This is a genomic window from Burkholderia sp. MSMB617WGS, from assembly GCF_001532025.2.
Taxonomy (GTDB): domain Bacteria; phylum Pseudomonadota; class Gammaproteobacteria; order Burkholderiales; family Burkholderiaceae; genus Burkholderia; species Burkholderia savannae.
In genome coordinates, this window is sequence record NZ_CP013457.1 from 1,945,333 (window position 1) to 1,960,035 (window position 14,703).

The window sequence follows — 14,703 nt, forward strand, 5'->3', positions numbered from 1 at the left end:
TTCGTCCACCGTATTTCAGATGACAGAACAAAAGCGAAAGCTCGAGAAGCTCGCGGGCGTGAAGGGCATGAACGACATCCTCCCGCAGGATGCCGGCTTGTGGGAATTCTTCGAGGCGACCGTGAAGTCGCTGTTGCGCGCGTACGGCTATCAGAACATCCGTACGCCGATCGTCGAGCATACGCAGCTCTTCACGCGCGGCATCGGCGAAGTGACCGATATCGTCGAGAAGGAGATGTACAGCTTCGTCGACGCGCTCAACGGCGAGAACCTGACGCTGCGCCCCGAGAACACCGCGGCCGTCGTGCGCGCGGCCATCGAGCACAACATGCTGTACGACGGGCCGAAGCGCCTGTGGTACGTCGGCCCGATGTTCCGCCACGAGCGTCCGCAGCGCGGCCGCTATCGCCAGTTCCACCAGGTCGGCGTCGAGGCGCTCGGCTTCGCGGGGCCGGACGCCGACGCGGAAATCATCATGATGTGCCAGCGCCTGTGGGACGATCTCGGCCTCACCGGCATCAAGCTCGAGATCAACTCGCTCGGCCTTGCGCAGGAGCGCGCGGCGCACCGCGTCGAACTCGTCAAGTATCTCGAGCAGCACGTCGAGAAGCTCGATGACGACGCCCAGCGTCGCCTGTACACGAATCCGCTGCGCGTGCTCGACACGAAGAATCCCGCGCTGCAGGAGATCGTGCAGAATGCGCCGAAGCTGATCGACTTCCTCGGCGACGCGTCGCGTGCGCACTTCGAAGGCCTGCAGCGCCTGCTGAAGGCGAACAACCTGCCGTTTACGATCAACCCGCGGCTCGTGCGCGGGCTCGATTACTACAATCTGACCGTATTCGAGTGGGTGACCGACAAGCTCGGCGCGCAAGGCACGGTCGCCGCGGGCGGCCGCTACGATCCGCTGATCGAGCAACTGGGCGGCAAGCCGACCGCCGCGTGCGGCTGGGCGATGGGCGTCGAGCGCATTCTCGAGCTGCTGAAGGAAGAGAACCTCGTGCCGGAGCAGGAAGGCGTCGACGTGTACGTCGTCCATCAGGGCGACGCGGCGCGCGAGCAAGCGTTCGTCGTCGCGGAGCGTCTGCGCGACACGGGCCTCGACGTGATTTTCCACTGCAGCGCGGACGGCGCGGGCGCGAGCTTCAAGTCGCAGATGAAGCGTGCCGACGCGAGCGGCGCGGCGTTCGCGGTGATCTTCGGCGACGACGAGATGGCAAACGGCACGGCGAGCGTGAAGCCGCTGCGCGGCGCGGGCGACGACGGCGAAAAGAACGTTCAGCAGTCCGTGCCGGTCGAAAGCTTGACCGATTTTCTAATCAATGCGATGGTTGCAACCGCCGAAGACGGCGACGACTGATCGCGGCGCATCCGCTCGACAAAGAAGCGTGTACAGGAAGGAATCGCTAGGCGATGAGTTATCACGACGAACAAGAATCGATTGAAAGCCTGAAGGCGTGGTGGGCCCGGTGGGGCAATCTGACGACCTGGATCGCGATCGCCGTCCTCGCCGCCGCGGCCGCCTGGAACGGCTGGAACTACTGGCAGCGCCGCCAGGCCGCGCAAGCGGCCGTGCTCTACGAGCAGGTGCAGCAGGCCGTCCAGTCGAACGACAAGGCGAAAGTGTCGCGCGTCGCGTCGGACATGGAGGACAAGTTCGGCGGCACCGCCTATGCGCAGATGACGGCGCTCGAGGCGGCGAAGGCGCTGTACGGCGCGGGTGATACGGCGGGTGCGAAGGCGCAGTTGCAGTGGGCCGCCGATCATGCGAAGGACGGCGAGTACAAGCAGATCGCGACACTGCGTCTTGCGTCGCTGCTGCTCGACGAGAAGGCGTACGACGCAGGCCTCGCGCTGCTGTCGGGCACGCCGCCCGAGGCGTTCAAGGGCGCCGTCGCGAATGGTCGCGGCGATCTGCTCGCCGCGCAGGGCAAGAGCGACGACGCGCGCGCCGCGTACAAGCTCGCGCTCGATTCGCTGCCGAAGGATGACGCCTCCGCCCGCCAACTCGTGCAGTTCAAGCTGGACGCGCTCGGCGGTTGAGCGCGTGCGCTTTCGTTTTACAACTTAACTTTGCTTCGCTATCGATGAATCTGCTGAAACGTTACGCTGCACCCGTTGCCTGCGCGGCGGCCGTCCTGGTTCTCGCGGCCTGTTCGTCAACGAAGGACGCGCGCCGCGTGCCGACGCCGCTTACCGAGTTCAAACCCGTGCTCGACGTGCAGCAAGTGTGGAAGGCGAGCGTCAGCAAGGGCGGCCGCTACTCGTTCTCGCCCGTCGCGGTGGGCGATGCGGTGTACGTCGCCGGCGCGAACGGTTCGGTCGAGAAGATCGACGCGAAGACGGGCCAGGAAGTCTGGCGCGCGAAGGTCGGCTCCGACCTGTCGGCGGGCGTCGGCAGCGACGGCAACCTGACCGCGGTCGGCGCGCTGAAGGGCGGCGTGTTCGTGCTCGGCCCGGACGGCAAGCTGCTGTGGAAGACGAGCGTGCAGGGCGAGGTCTTCTCGCCGCCGCTCGTCGGCAACGGCCTCGTGATCGTGCGCACGATCGACGGCCAGGTGATCGCGTTCAACGGGCAGACGGGCGAGCAGAAGTGGACGTACCGCAATCGCGCGGTGCCGCTCAATCTGCGCGTGTCGGCCGGCATGACGTTCGCGGGCGACGCCGCGGTGCTCGCGGGCTTTCCGGGCGGCGGCCTCGTCGCGCTGAACCTGCAGACGGGCGAGCCGTTCTGGCAGACGCCCGTGTCGTTCCCGAAGGGCGTGACGGAGGTCGAGCGGATCAACGACGTGACGGGCGCGCCGACTCTCGTCGGCGCCGAGACCTGCGCGGTGACGTTCCAGGGCCAGCTCGGCTGCTTCGACGCGAACTCGGGCCGTCCGCTGTGGGAAAAATCGTTTTCGAGCCGCAGCGGCGTCGCGCAGGACGATACGGTGGTCGCGGGCGGCGACGACTGGTCGGTCGTGTCGGCTTACGACGTCGCGACGGGCAAGGAGCTCTGGCGCAACGACAAGCTGAAGAGCCGCGACGTCGGCGTGCCGTACCTGCTCGGCCGCGCGGTCGTGTTCGGCGACTACAAGGGCTTCGTGCACTTCCTGTCGCGCGACGACGGCACGTTCGTCGCCCGGATGAAGACGGACGGCAGCGCGATCGCCGCGGCGCCCGTGCTCGCCGGCAACACGCTCGTCATCCAGACGCAGGACGGCGGCGTGTACGGTTTCCGTCCGCGCTAAGCGCGCGGCGTTTTTCGCGCGGCCGCGCGTTTCGCCGGCCGCGCTTCGTATTTTTTGACGCGTGCGTGCGGCCGTAGCCGGGCGCACGCGGCCCGGCGGCGCGGCATCGCGCGGTCCGCGGGGCCGGGAGCGAATCGAAAAAAATGAGCGGCGCGACACGTATGCCGCCGCCTGCGCGCCGAGTCGGCGCGAATTCGTGCTAATTTCCATCAAGCGCAGCCGCCTGCCGAATGCGGGCTCATCGCCGCTGCGTTTCACGTAGACGACATCAATCAGATGAAACCGGTCATTGCCCTCGTTGGGCGCCCCAATGTGGGGAAATCCACGCTGTTCAACCGGCTCACGCGTTCGCGCGATGCGCTGGTCGCCGATCTGCCCGGCTTGACGCGCGATCGCCACTACGGCGAGGGGCGGGTCGGCGCGCGGCCGTATCTCGTCGTCGACACGGGCGGCTTCGAGCCCGTCGCGAAGGACGGCATCCTGCACGAGATGGCGCGGCAGACGCGCCAGGCGGTCGAGGAGGCGGACGTCGTCGTGTTCATCGTCGACGGCCGCAACGGCCTCGCGCCGCAGGACAAGTCGATCGCCGACTACCTGCGCAAGACCGGACGGCCGATCTTCCTCGTCGTCAACAAGGCCGAGGGGATGAAATACACGGCGGTCGCGTCGGATTTCTACGAGCTCGGCCTGGGCGACCCGCGCGCGATTTCGGCCGCGCACGGCGACGGCGTGACCGACATGATCAACGAGGCGCTCGAGGTCGCGTACGCGGGCCAGCCGGAAGAGAGCGAAGAGGACGCGGCCGCGCGCGGCGTCAAGATCGCGATCGTCGGCCGGCCGAACGTCGGCAAGTCGACGCTCGTCAACACGCTGATCGGCGAAGATCGCGTGATCGCGTTCGACATGCCGGGCACGACGCGCGATTCGATCTATGTCGATTTCGAGCGCAACGGCAAGCAGTACACGCTGATCGACACGGCGGGCCTGCGCCGCCGCGGCAAGGTGTTCGAGGCGATCGAGAAGTTCTCGGTCGTGAAGACGCTGCAGTCGATCTCCGACGCGAACGTCGTGATTCTTCTGCTCGATGCGCAGCAGGACATTTCCGATCAGGACGCGCACATCGCGGGCTTCGTCGTCGAGCAGGGGCGCGCGCTCGTCGTCGGCGTGAACAAGTGGGACGGGCTCGATTCGCACGTGCGCGAGCGCACGAAGGCCGATCTCACGCGCAAGCTGAAATTCCTCGAATTCGCGAAGTTCCATTTCATTTCGGCTGCGGAGAAGACGGGCATCGGAGCGCTGATGCGCTCGGTCGACGACGCATACGCGGCCGCGATGAAGAAGCTGCCGACACCGAAGCTCACGCGCGCGCTGATCGAGGCGGTCGAGTTCCAGCAGCCGCGCCGCCGCGGCCCGGTGCGGCCGAAGCTGCGCTATGCGCACCAGGGCGGACAGAACCCGCCCATCATCGTGATCCACGGCAATGCGCTCGACGCCGTGACCGAGACGTACAAGCGCTATCTCGAGAATCGTTTCCGAGAAACTTTCTCGCTGACGGGCACTCCATTGCGCATAGAGTTCCGCTCGTCGACCAATCCTTACGCCGACAAGGGCTGAGCGAGGCAGCCGCGTCGGCCGGACGGCAGAGCCGGGCGGGGCGGACAAAATCGGCTATAGTGTAGCGATTGGCGGCGGATCTCTTTTTCTTCGCCCCAATTTAGATCAACCTGCAAAAAAGATGGAGTACGCCATGAGCAACAAAGGGCAATTGTTACAAGACCCGTTTTTGAACGCACTGCGTAAAGAGCATGTACCGGTTTCGATTTATCTCGTCAACGGCATCAAGCTCCAAGGGAACATCGAATCGTTCGACCAGTACGTCGTGTTGCTCAGGAACACGGTTACTCAAATGGTTTACAAGCACGCCATTTCGACGGTCGTGCCGGCGCGTCCGGTGAACTTCCACCCGGATGCGGAAGCAGCGTCCTAACCCATTGCCGCGGCTGGCTCGCGTCGCCGTCGGCATCCGATGCCAGCCGCCCAATCTTGACTTCCGATAATTTGATCAACGCAGCGTTAGTAGGCATCGATTTCGGCAAGACCGATTTCGAAGCCAGTCTCGAAGAACTCAGCCTGCTCGCCTCCAGCGCGGGCGCCCATCCCGCCGTCACGCTGACGGGCCGCCGTGCGAGCCCCGACGCCGCCATGTTCGTCGGCAGCGGCAAAGCCGAGGAACTGCGGCTTGCCTGCGAAGCGAACGACGTCGAAATCGTCATCTTCAATCACGCGCTCGCTCCCGCGCAGCAACGCAACCTGGAACGGATGCTTAATCGGCGCGTTGTCGATCGCACGAGCCTCATTCTCGATATTTTCGCCCAGCGCGCGCGCAGCCACGAAGGCAAGCTGCAGGTGGAGCTCGCGCAGCTGCAATATCTTGCGACCCGACTGATTCGGGCCTGGACCCACCTCGAGCGGCAAAAGGGGGGGATCGGCCTGCGCGGTCCCGGCGAAACGCAGCTCGAAACCGACCGCCGCCTGATCGGCGAGCGCATCAAGATGCTGAAGTCGCGGCTCGACAAGCTGCGCCGTCAGCATCACACGCAGCGCCGGCAGCGGGTGCGTAGCGGCACGATGTCGGTGTCGCTCGTCGGCTACACGAACGCGGGCAAGTCGACGCTCTTCAATGCGCTCACGAAAGCGCAGGCATACGCGGCGGATCAGCTGTTCGCGACGCTCGACACGACGTCGCGGCGCGTGTATCTCGGCGACGAGGTCGGGCAGATCGTCGTGTCCGACACCGTCGGCTTCATTCGCGAGCTGCCGCACCAGCTCGTCGCGGCGTTTCGCGCGACGCTCGAGGAAACGATCCACGCGGATCTGCTGCTGCACGTCGTCGATGCGTCGAGCGCGGTGCGGCTCGAGCAGATCGAGCAGGTCAACGAGGTGCTGCACGAAATCGGGGCGGATTCTATCCGTCAGATTCTCGTGTTCAACAAGATCGACGCGGTGCCCGAGCTCGCGGCCCGCGGGGGCGCGGTCGAGCGGGACGAATATGGTAATATCTCGCGCGTCTTTTTGAGCGCGCGCACGGGCCAGGGTCTGGACTCGCTGCGTGCCGCCATTGCCGAGATCGCCACCGCGGAACATCTTGTCGGCGCCGTGCCGCTCGACGGCGCGCCGGCGCTACCACACGAAGACCACCCGGTTTCCGAACACGGGCGCTGACGGCTGCGGCCGGTCTAGTTGCTCCAATCTGGTGAACAAACACAGGTGAACGACTACAACGAGCGGAGTACCTGGCGGCGTATGCGCGCCTTGCTGTCGATCAACGATCCCCGCTGGGGACGCGGCGGCAACGGCGACAAGCCGCGCGCGAACGAATCGAAGCGCCCGAACGGGCGCGACGACGGCCCCCCGGATCTCGACGAGATGTGGCGGAATTTCAACCGCCGCCTGAACGGCTGGCTCGGCGGCAAGGGCGGCGGCAACAATGGCCTTCGCCCGGACAACGGGCGCGCCGCGCGCGTCGGCGTCGGCATCGTCGCGGGCGTCTTGATCGCGATCTATCTCGGCAGCGGCATCTTCATCGTCCAGGACGGCCAGACGGGCGTCGTGCTGCGCTTCGGCGAATACAAGGGCACGGTCGGCGACGGCGTGCACTGGCGCCTGCCGTATCCGTTCGAATCGCACGAGATCGTCGACACCGCGCAGGTGCGCTCGATCGAGATCGGCCGCAACAACGTCGTGCGGCTCGCGAACGTGAAGGACGCATCGATGCTCACGCGCGACGGGGGCATCGTCGACGTGCGCTTTGCCGTTCAATATCGAGTCGGCTCCGCGACCGACTACCTGTTTCGCGCCGCCGATCCCGAGCGCAGCGTGTCGCAGGCGGCGCAGGCGGCGGTGCGCGAGATCGTCGGCGCGAAGAGCGCGGACGACGTGCTCGCGCTGGATCGCGACGCACTGCGCGATGCGCTCGCGAAAGCAATCCAGCGCGATCTCGACGGCTATCGCACGGGCCTCGTCGTGACGGGCGTGACCGTGCAGAGCGTCTCGCCGCCCGAGCAGGTGCAGGCGGCCGTCGACGACATCGCGAAGGCGCGTCAGGACGGCGAGGCCGCGAAGAACGCCGCGCAGGCGTACGCAAGCGAGTTGCTGCCGCGCGCGCAGGGCGACGCGGCGAAGATGGTCGACGACGCGAAGTCGTACGCCGAGCGCGTCGTCGCGCAGGCGGAGGGCGACGCGGAGCGCTTCAAGCAGGTCTACGCGCAGTACTCGAAGGCGCCCGCGGTGATTCGCGAGCGGATGTACCTCGAGACGATGCAGGAGATCTATTCGAACACGACAAAGGTGTACGTCGGCAACAAGGCGGGCAACAGCGTGCTTTATCTGCCGCTCGACAAGATCGTCGAGGCGGGCCGCCAGCGCGCGGCAGAGGCGGCGAGCGCCGCCGCCGCGGCACCCGCGAGCGGCGCCCAGGCGTTCGCCCCCGCATTTTCCGCGCCGGCGTCGGCTGCGGCCGCCGCCAGCGCGTCGCACGCATCGGCGCCCGCCGCCGCGAATCCGGCGTCCGGCAGCGATTCGCTGCGCTCGCGCGAGGCGTTTCGCAGCCGTTCGCGCACCGACGATCTGCAGTAACGAGGAGCGCATCATATGAACCGAATCATTGCGCTCGTCGTAGCGATCGTCGTCGTCGCGCTGGTGGCTGCGTCGACGGTGCTCGTCGTCGATCCGCGCCACGCGGCCGTGCTGTCGTCGCGCGACGGCGGCGCGCTGACGCTCGCCGGCCCCGGCCTCCATTTCAAGCTGCCGCAGCCGCTGCAGACGGCGACGCTCGTCGATGTCCGCGTGCAGACGCTCGACTCGGCCGATCCGCAAACGCTGACGACGAAGGACAAAAGCGACGTGCTCGTGAGCCCCGTCGTCAAATACCGGATCGCCGACGCGCTCAAGTACTACAAGGCGACGGGCGGTGCGCCGCGCAGCGAGGCCGAACGCCTGTCGACGGCCGTCAGGGGCGCGCTCGGCGCCGCGTTCGCGAAGCGCGAGCTCGACGATGCGCTCGGCAGCCAGCGCGCGATCGCCGACGAGGCGAGGCGCTCGCTGCAGGCCGACGCGGCGCCGCTCGGCATCGACATCGTCGACGTGCAGCTCACGCGCGTCGACTTGCCCGCCGCGCAGGCGGACGGCGCGTATCAGCGGATGACGGCCGAGCTGCAGCGCGAGGCCGAGCGGGAGCGCGCGGAAGGCGCGGCGCAGGCGGAGGAGATCAAGGCGGACGCGGCGCGTCAGCAGCAAACGATCCTCGCGGAAGGTTACAAGTCGGCGCAGTCGATCAAGGGCGAGGGCGACGCGAAGGCCGCGTCGATTGCCGCCGATGCGTTCGGGCGCGATCCGCAGTTCTACCAGTTCTACGCGAGCCTGCAGGCTTATCGGAACAGCTTCAAGCCGAACGACGTGATCGTCGTCGATCCGGACAGCGAGTTCTTCCGCTTCATGCGCAGCCCGACGGGCGGCGCCGCGGCACCCGCTGCCGCTCCCCGCAACCGTTGATGTGCAAGGGGCGTCGTCGTCCGCATGGATTTCGCTGGTTCGTTACTGCTTGCTCTCGCGCTGATGCTCATCATCGAGGGCGCCTTTCCGTTCGTGTTTCCGAGCGCGTGGCGCGACACGTTTCGTAGAATAGCGGAGCGGCCCGCGCACCATATCCGGATCGGCGGGTTCATCGTGATGGCGCTCGGGCTTGCGCTGCTTCTGCTCGTCACCTGAGCCGGCCGCGCGCGCCCCTTCGGCGTTTCCCGGCCATGCGCCGGGACGCCGGGCGCCGACCCGATTTCAATCCGAGGCGCGCGTTCAGTGCGCGCCGTGTTTCCTGTCGTAGGACCGCAACGATGTCGACCTGGTTACTTCCCGAGAATATTGCCGACGTGCTGCCGTCGGAGGCGCGCAAGATCGAGGAGCTGCGCCGCAGGCTGCTCGACCGCTTTCGTTCGTACGGCTACGAAATGGTCATGCCGCCGCTCCTCGAGTATCTGGAGTCGCTGCTGACGAGCGGCGGCAACGAGCTGCGCCTGCGCACGTTCAAGCTCGTCGATCAGGTGTCGGGCCGCACGCTCGGTCTGCGCGCGGACATGACGCCGCAGGTTGCGCGCATCGACGCGCACTTGCTGAACCGCCAGGGCGTGACGCGCCTCTGCTATGCGGGCCCCGTGCTGCACACGCGTCCGCGCGGGCTGCACGCGAGCCGCGAGCAATTGCAGATCGGCGCTGAAATCTACGGGCACGCGGGCCTCGAGGCCGACGAGGAGATCCAGCAGTTGATGCTCGATGCGCTGCATCTGACTGGTCTGAAGAAAATCCGGCTCGACCTCTGCCATGCGGGCGTGCTGGCCGCGCTCTTCGCGCGCGACGCGGTCGCGGCCGAGCGCGGCGAGGCGCTTTACGACGCGCTCGCCGGCAAGGACGTGCCGCGCCTGAACGAGCTGACCGACGATCTCGGCGCCGATACGCGCGCCGCACTGCGCGCGCTGCCGCGCCTGTACGGCGACGCGTCGGTGCTCGACGAGGCGCGCCGTCGGTTGCCGGCGCTGCCCGAGATCGCGCGCGCGCTCGACGATCTCGCGCGCCTCGCCGCGCAGGTGAAGGACGCCGAGGTCGCGATCGATCTCGCCGATTTGCGCGGCTACGCGTACCACAGCGGCGCGATGTTCGCCGCATACGTCGACGGCGTGCCGAACGCGGTCGCGCACGGGGGCCGCTACGACCACGTCGGCCAGGCGTACGGCCGCGCGCGTCCGGCGACGGGCTTTTCGCTCGACTTGCGCGAAATCGCGCGGATTTCGCCGATCGAGGCGCGCGGCGCCGCGATTCTCGCGCCGTGGAAGCACGATGACGCGCTGCGCGCGGCAGTCGGCGCGCTGCGCGACGCGGGCGAGGTCGTGATCCAGGCGCTGCCGGGGCACGATCACGTGCTCGACGAGTTCGCGTGCGATCGCGCGCTCGTCGAGCGAGGCGGCGCGTGGGTGGTCGAGCCACGCTGAACGCGCCGCGCCGCCGGGCTTCCGGCGCGTTTCTAGAGTGCAATGTCGTTGAAGCGAAACGGAAAAATTCGGAACCGGCGGCGAACCTAGGTAGAATACGTTTTTAACCAGCTATCGAATCAACATGTCTGCCAGCGCAGTGAACGTGACCCCCGGGCGCAACGTCGTCGTCGTGGGGACTCAATGGGGTGATGAAGGCAAAGGCAAGATCGTCGACTGGCTGACGGACCACGCTCAGGGCGTCGTGCGTTTCCAGGGCGGCCACAACGCAGGCCACACCCTCATCATCGGCGGCAAGAAGACCATCTTGCGCCTCATTCCGTCGGGCATCATGCGTGAAGGCGTCGCCTGCTACATCGGCAACGGCGTCGTGTTGTCGCCCGAGGCGCTCTTCAAGGAGATCGGCGAGCTGGAAGAGGCGGGCCTGTCCGTTCGCGAGCGGCTCTTCATCTCCGAGGCGACGACGCTGATCCTGCCGTACCACGTCGCGATCGACCAGGCGCGTGAGGCGCGGCGCGGCGCGGGCAAGATCGGCACGACGGGCCGCGGCATCGGCCCCGCATACGAAGACAAGGTCGGCCGCCGTGCGCTGCGCGTGCAGGATCTGTTCGATGCGAGAACGTTCGCCGATCGCCTGCGCGAGAATCTCGATTTCCACAACTTCGTGCTGACCCAGTATCTCGGCGGCGCGGCCGTCGATTTCCAGGCGACGCTCGACACGATGCTCGGCTACGCGGATCGTCTGAAGCCGATGGTCGCGGACGTGTCGCGCCGCCTGTACGAAGAGAACCACGCGGGCCGCAACCTGCTGTTCGAAGGCGCGCAGGGCACGCTGCTCGACATCGATCACGGCACCTATCCGTTCGTCACGTCGAGCAACTGCGTCGCGGGCGCGGCGGCGGCGGGCGCGGGCGTCGGCCCGCAGAAGCTCAACTACATCCTCGGCATCACGAAGGCGTATTGCACGCGCGTCGGTTCGGGCCCGTTCCCGAGCGAACTGTACGACGCGGATAATCCGAGCCGCCAGGATCAGATCGGCATCACGCTCGCGAACGTCGGCAAGGAATTCGGCTCCGTCACGGGCCGTCCGCGCCGCACCGGCTGGCTCGACGCGGCCGCGCTGCGCCGCTCGATCCAGATCAACGGCGTGTCGGGCCTTTGCATGACGAAGCTCGACGTGCTCGACGGCCTCGAAGAAGTGAAGCTGTGCGTCGGCTACAAGATCGATGGCGAAGACGTCGACCTGCTGCCGCGCGGCGCGGCCGAAGTCGCGCGCTGCGAGCCCGTCTACGAGACGTTCGGCGGCTGGAAGGAGAGCACGGTCGGCATCAACTCGTGGGATGCGCTGCCCGCGAGCGCGCGTGCGTACCTCACGCGCGTGCAGGAAGTGGCCGGCGTGCCGATCGACATGGTGTCCACGGGCCCGGATCGCGACGAGACGATCCTGCTGCGCCATCCGTTCAAGGTGTAAGCGTAGATGACGCAGAATCTCATGCATGCGCTGACGATGTCCGATCCGCGCAACGACGACAAGAACCTCTGGGTCGGCTGGGACGAATACCACCGGCTGATCGAGATGCTCGCGCTCGCCGTCCACGAATCGGGCTGGAAGTTCGACAAGATCCTCTGCCTCGCGCGCGGCGGCCTGCGCGTCGGCGATCAGCTTTCGCGCATCTACGATCTGCCGCTCGCGATCCTCGCGACGAGTTCGTACCGCGAGGCGGCGGGCACGCAGCAGGGCGATCTCGACATCGCGCAGTACATCACGATGACGCGCGGCGATCTGTCGGGCAACGTGCTGCTCGTCGACGATCTCGTCGACTCGGGCGTGACGCTCGCGCGCGTTCAGCAGCATCTGAAGGAGCGCTATCCGGCCGTGACGGCCGTGCGTTCGGCCGTGCTCTGGTACAAGGGCTGCTCGAAGGTGAAGCCCGATTACCACGTTCAGTACCTGCCGACGAATCCGTGGATTCACCAGCCGTTCGAGGAATGGGATACGGTGCGTCCGCACAATCTCGCGGCATGGATCAAGCGCGGCAACATGCAGCGCGACGAAGCGTCCGACGCGTAAGCGCGTCCGGCGCAGCATCGAAAACGGCGCCTCGACGGCGCCGTTTTTTGTTCCGTCTTTTTACATCCTCTTTACGGTATCCGAAGAATCGCGCGGCGAGGGTAGGCGCGCCGTCTTCGCCCGGCTATCATGACGCCCCGTCGCGGCAGGATGCGTCACGACCCCATGCTACACTTGGCGCGCCGCAGCAAGTGGTGTGCTGACAACACCAGTGGGCGGCATTTTTGCGTGCCCAGTTAGAATAGCGCTCGTTTTTCCGATCCCAGCACGGATTTATATCGCTTTTATGACCGACACGAATCACTCGTCCATGCGCCAGCATTCGCTGCAATCGCTCGCAATCGCAGCAATCGGCGTGGTTTTCGGCGACATCGGCACGAGCCCGCTGTACTCGCTCAAGGAAGCGTTCAGTCCTGCCCACGGCATTCCTCTCACGCAAAGTTCGATCCTCGGAGTGATCTCGCTCCTGTTCTGGGCGATCATCCTCGTCGTCGGCATCAAGTACGTGCTGTTCGTGATGCGCGCCGACAACAACGGCGAAGGCGGCGTGCTCGCGCTGATGGCGCTGTCGCTGCGGCCGCTGAATCCGAAGTCGCGCGTCACCGGCCTGATGATGGCGCTCGGCATATTCGGCGCATGCATGTTCTACGGCGACGCGGTGATCACGCCGGCGATCTCGGTGATGTCGGCGGTCGAGGGCCTCGAGGTCGCGGCGCCGCAACTGACGCACCTCGTGCTGCCGATCACGATCGTGATCCTGATCGCGCTGTTCTGGATACAGCGGCATGGCACCGCGACGGTCGGCAAGCTGTTCGGCCCGATCATGGTGCTCTGGTTCGTCACGATCGCCGTGCTCGGCGTCTACCATATCGCGCGCGCGCCGATGATCGTCTCGGCGATCAACCCGTACTACGCGTTCTCGTTCATGTCCGAGCACGTGCTGCTCGCGTACGTGGTGCTCGGCTCCGTCGTGCTCGTGCTGACGGGGGCGGAGGCGCTTTATGCGGACATGGGCCACTTCGGCGCGAAGCCGATCCGGCTCGCCGCATACGTGCTCGTGATGCCGTCGCTCGTGCTCAATTACTTCGGCCAGGGCGCGCTGCTGCTCCTCGATCCGAAGGCGATCGAGAATCCGTTTTTCCTGCTCGCGCCGCAATGGGCGGCGCTGCCGCTCGTCGTGCTGTCGACGGTCGCCACCGTCATCGCGTCGCAGGCGGTGATCTCGGGCGCGTACTCGCTGACGAGCCAGGCGATCCAGCTCGGCTACGTGCCGCGGATGAAGATCCTGCACACGTCGGAGCTCGCGATCGGCCAGATCTACGTGCCCGTCGTCAACTGGCTGCTGTTGTTCGTGATCCTCTGCATCGTGATCGGCTTCAAGAGCTCCGACAACCTTGCGGCCGCGTACGGCATCGCGGTGACGGCGACGATGGTGATCACGACGATCCTCGCCGCCGTCGTGATGGTGAAGGTCTGGAACTGGAACAAGCTGCTCGTCGCGGCGATCATCGGCGTGTTTCTCGTCGTCGATCTCGGCTTCTTCGGCGCGAACCTGCTGAAGGTCGAGCAGGGCGGCTGGCTGCCGCTCGGCATCGGCGCGCTGCTGTTCTTCCTGCTGACGACCTGGTACAAGGGGCGTCACCTCGTCAAGGAGCGCACGGCAGCCGACGGCATTCCGCTCGCGCCGTTCCTGCAGGGCCTGCTCGCGCATCCGCCGCACCGCGTGTCGGGCACCGCGATCTATCTGACGGGCAACGACACGCTCGTGCCGGTGAGCCTCCTGCACAACCTGAAGCACAACAAGGTGCTGCACGAGCGAACCATTTTCCTCACGTTCGTCACGCGCGACATTCCGTACGTGAGGGATGACGAACGAGTGACGATCCACGACGCGGGCGAAGGGCTCTACATCGTCAAGGCGGAGTACGGCTTCAACGAAACGCCGGACGTGAAGGCGACGCTCGAGGAAGTGGCGCGTCAGCGCGGCATCACGTTCGAGTTGATGGACACGTCGTTCTTCCTCGCGCGCGAAACGGTCGTGCCGACCCATCTGCCGGGCATGTCGATCTGGCGCGAACGCGTGTTCGCATGGATGCATCAGAACGCCGCGAAGCCCACCGATTTCTTCTCGATTCCGGCGAACCGCGTCGTCGAGCTCGGCACGAAGATCGAGATCTGAGCGACGACGCGGGCCGCGTCCGTCGTTCTTCGGCAACGGCGCGGCCCGCAGGCTATGTGCATCGCTGTGCGGCGTGTGCGCCGGTCTGCTCCAGATTTGCTGCGTATCGTGCCGTCGACTTTCGAATGATCGACAACCGACCCTGGTGCGAACGAGGCGGCGAACGAGAGTCGCCGCCGGAAA

14 protein-coding genes are annotated in these 14,703 nt (G+C 66.3%); 13 read left to right on the forward strand and 1 reads right to left on the reverse strand.

The genetic code is table 11. The annotated features are described in order from the left end of the window. The first annotated feature begins 19 nt into the window (after nucleotides 1-19). The 12 genes from hisS to WT60_RS09885 all read left to right on the forward strand — a co-directional run bounded on the left by hisS (nucleotide 20) and on the right by WT60_RS09885 (nucleotide 12,341). Entirely contained in the window at nucleotides 20-1,360 is a 1,341-nt protein-coding gene (hisS, locus tag WT60_RS09825; RefSeq protein ID WP_059580828.1) for a histidine--tRNA ligase, read from the forward strand. 53 nt (nucleotides 1,361-1,413) lie between these two features. After that, nucleotides 1,414-2,043, forward strand: a complete 630-nt coding sequence (locus tag WT60_RS09830) for a tetratricopeptide repeat protein (protein WP_038749172.1) — start codon at nucleotides 1,414-1,416, stop codon at nucleotides 2,041-2,043. A 44-nt stretch (nucleotides 2,044-2,087) separates the two neighbouring features. Further along, complete coding sequence (bamB, locus tag WT60_RS09835; protein WP_060355844.1) at nucleotides 2,088-3,233, forward strand: outer membrane protein assembly factor BamB; 1,146 nt, start codon at nucleotides 2,088-2,090, stop codon at nucleotides 3,231-3,233. A 276-nt stretch (nucleotides 3,234-3,509) separates the two neighbouring features. Next, a complete protein-coding gene (der, locus tag WT60_RS09845) occupies nucleotides 3,510-4,847 on the forward strand; it encodes a ribosome biogenesis GTPase Der (RefSeq protein ID WP_038749180.1) in 1,338 nt (445 codons plus the stop codon). A gap of 133 nt (nucleotides 4,848-4,980) precedes the next feature. Then, entirely contained in the window at nucleotides 4,981-5,220 is a 240-nt protein-coding gene (gene hfq / locus WT60_RS09850) for an RNA chaperone Hfq (protein WP_004192796.1), read from the forward strand. 71 nt (nucleotides 5,221-5,291) lie between these two features. Continuing rightward, nucleotides 5,292-6,455 (forward strand): GTPase HflX, encoded by a 1,164-nt coding sequence (gene hflX / locus WT60_RS09855; protein WP_186448584.1) that lies wholly within the window; start codon nucleotides 5,292-5,294, stop codon nucleotides 6,453-6,455. Between the two features lie 81 nt (nucleotides 6,456-6,536). Beyond that, complete coding sequence (gene hflK, locus WT60_RS09860; protein ID WP_059580832.1) at nucleotides 6,537-7,868, forward strand: FtsH protease activity modulator HflK; 1,332 nt, start codon at nucleotides 6,537-6,539, stop codon at nucleotides 7,866-7,868. A 15-nt stretch (nucleotides 7,869-7,883) separates the two neighbouring features. After that, entirely contained in the window at nucleotides 7,884-8,783 is a 900-nt protein-coding gene (locus WT60_RS09865; protein ID WP_038749188.1) for a protease modulator HflC, read from the forward strand. Nucleotides 8,784-8,807: 24 nt separating this feature from the next. Continuing rightward, on the forward strand, nucleotides 8,808-8,999 hold the full coding sequence (locus WT60_RS09870; protein WP_059580839.1) for a DUF2065 domain-containing protein: 192 nt from the start codon (nucleotides 8,808-8,810) through the stop codon (nucleotides 8,997-8,999). A gap of 122 nt (nucleotides 9,000-9,121) precedes the next feature. Then, a complete protein-coding gene (locus WT60_RS09875; RefSeq protein WP_038749194.1) occupies nucleotides 9,122-10,270 on the forward strand; it encodes an ATP phosphoribosyltransferase regulatory subunit in 1,149 nt (382 codons plus the stop codon). A gap of 124 nt (nucleotides 10,271-10,394) precedes the next feature. Then, on the forward strand, nucleotides 10,395-11,741 hold the full coding sequence (locus WT60_RS09880) for an adenylosuccinate synthase (RefSeq protein ID WP_038749196.1): 1,347 nt from the start codon (nucleotides 10,395-10,397) through the stop codon (nucleotides 11,739-11,741). Between the two features lie 6 nt (nucleotides 11,742-11,747). Then, nucleotides 11,748-12,341, forward strand: coding sequence for a phosphoribosyltransferase (locus tag WT60_RS09885; protein WP_038749199.1), 594 nt, complete (start codon nucleotides 11,748-11,750; stop codon nucleotides 12,339-12,341). Nucleotides 12,342-12,468: 127 nt separating this feature from the next. Here WT60_RS09885 and WT60_RS09890 read toward each other — a convergent pair whose 3' ends face one another. Continuing rightward, a complete protein-coding gene (locus tag WT60_RS09890; RefSeq protein WP_081989631.1) occupies nucleotides 12,469-12,663 on the reverse strand; it encodes a hypothetical protein in 195 nt (64 codons plus the stop codon). On the opposite strand from WT60_RS09890, the gene WT60_RS09895 reads away from it, so the two are divergent. Beyond that, on the forward strand, nucleotides 12,628-14,520 hold the full coding sequence (locus WT60_RS09895; RefSeq protein WP_059580846.1) for a potassium transporter Kup: 1,893 nt from the start codon (nucleotides 12,628-12,630) through the stop codon (nucleotides 14,518-14,520). The two genes, WT60_RS09890 and WT60_RS09895, sit on opposite strands and share 36 nt — an antisense overlap. The last annotated feature ends 183 nt before the right edge of the window (nucleotides 14,521-14,703 follow it).

Coding starts and splice junctions, on each gene's coding strand:
- hisS (WP_059580828.1), top strand. CDS start 20: ATGACAGAACAAAAGCGAAAGCTCGAGAAGCTCGCGGGCGTGAAGGGC.
- bamB (WP_060355844.1), top strand. CDS start 2,088: ATGAATCTGCTGAAACGTTACGCTGCACCCGTTGCCTGCGCGGCGGCC.
- WT60_RS09880 (WP_038749196.1), top strand. CDS start 10,395: ATGTCTGCCAGCGCAGTGAACGTGACCCCCGGGCGCAACGTCGTCGTC.
- WT60_RS09830 (WP_038749172.1), top strand. CDS start 1,414: ATGAGTTATCACGACGAACAAGAATCGATTGAAAGCCTGAAGGCGTGG.
- hflK (WP_059580832.1), top strand. CDS start 6,537: ATGCGCGCCTTGCTGTCGATCAACGATCCCCGCTGGGGACGCGGCGGC.
- WT60_RS09895 (WP_059580846.1), top strand. CDS start 12,628: ATGACCGACACGAATCACTCGTCCATGCGCCAGCATTCGCTGCAATCG.
- WT60_RS09885 (WP_038749199.1), top strand. CDS start 11,748: ATGACGCAGAATCTCATGCATGCGCTGACGATGTCCGATCCGCGCAAC.
- hfq (WP_004192796.1), top strand. CDS start 4,981: ATGAGCAACAAAGGGCAATTGTTACAAGACCCGTTTTTGAACGCACTG.
- WT60_RS09875 (WP_038749194.1), top strand. CDS start 9,122: ATGTCGACCTGGTTACTTCCCGAGAATATTGCCGACGTGCTGCCGTCG.
- WT60_RS09865 (WP_038749188.1), top strand. CDS start 7,884: ATGAACCGAATCATTGCGCTCGTCGTAGCGATCGTCGTCGTCGCGCTG.
- WT60_RS09890 (WP_081989631.1), bottom strand. CDS start 12,663: ATGCTGGCGCATGGACGAGTGATTCGTGTCGGTCATAAAAGCGATATA.
- der (WP_038749180.1), top strand. CDS start 3,510: ATGAAACCGGTCATTGCCCTCGTTGGGCGCCCCAATGTGGGGAAATCC.
- WT60_RS09870 (WP_059580839.1), top strand. CDS start 8,808: ATGGATTTCGCTGGTTCGTTACTGCTTGCTCTCGCGCTGATGCTCATC.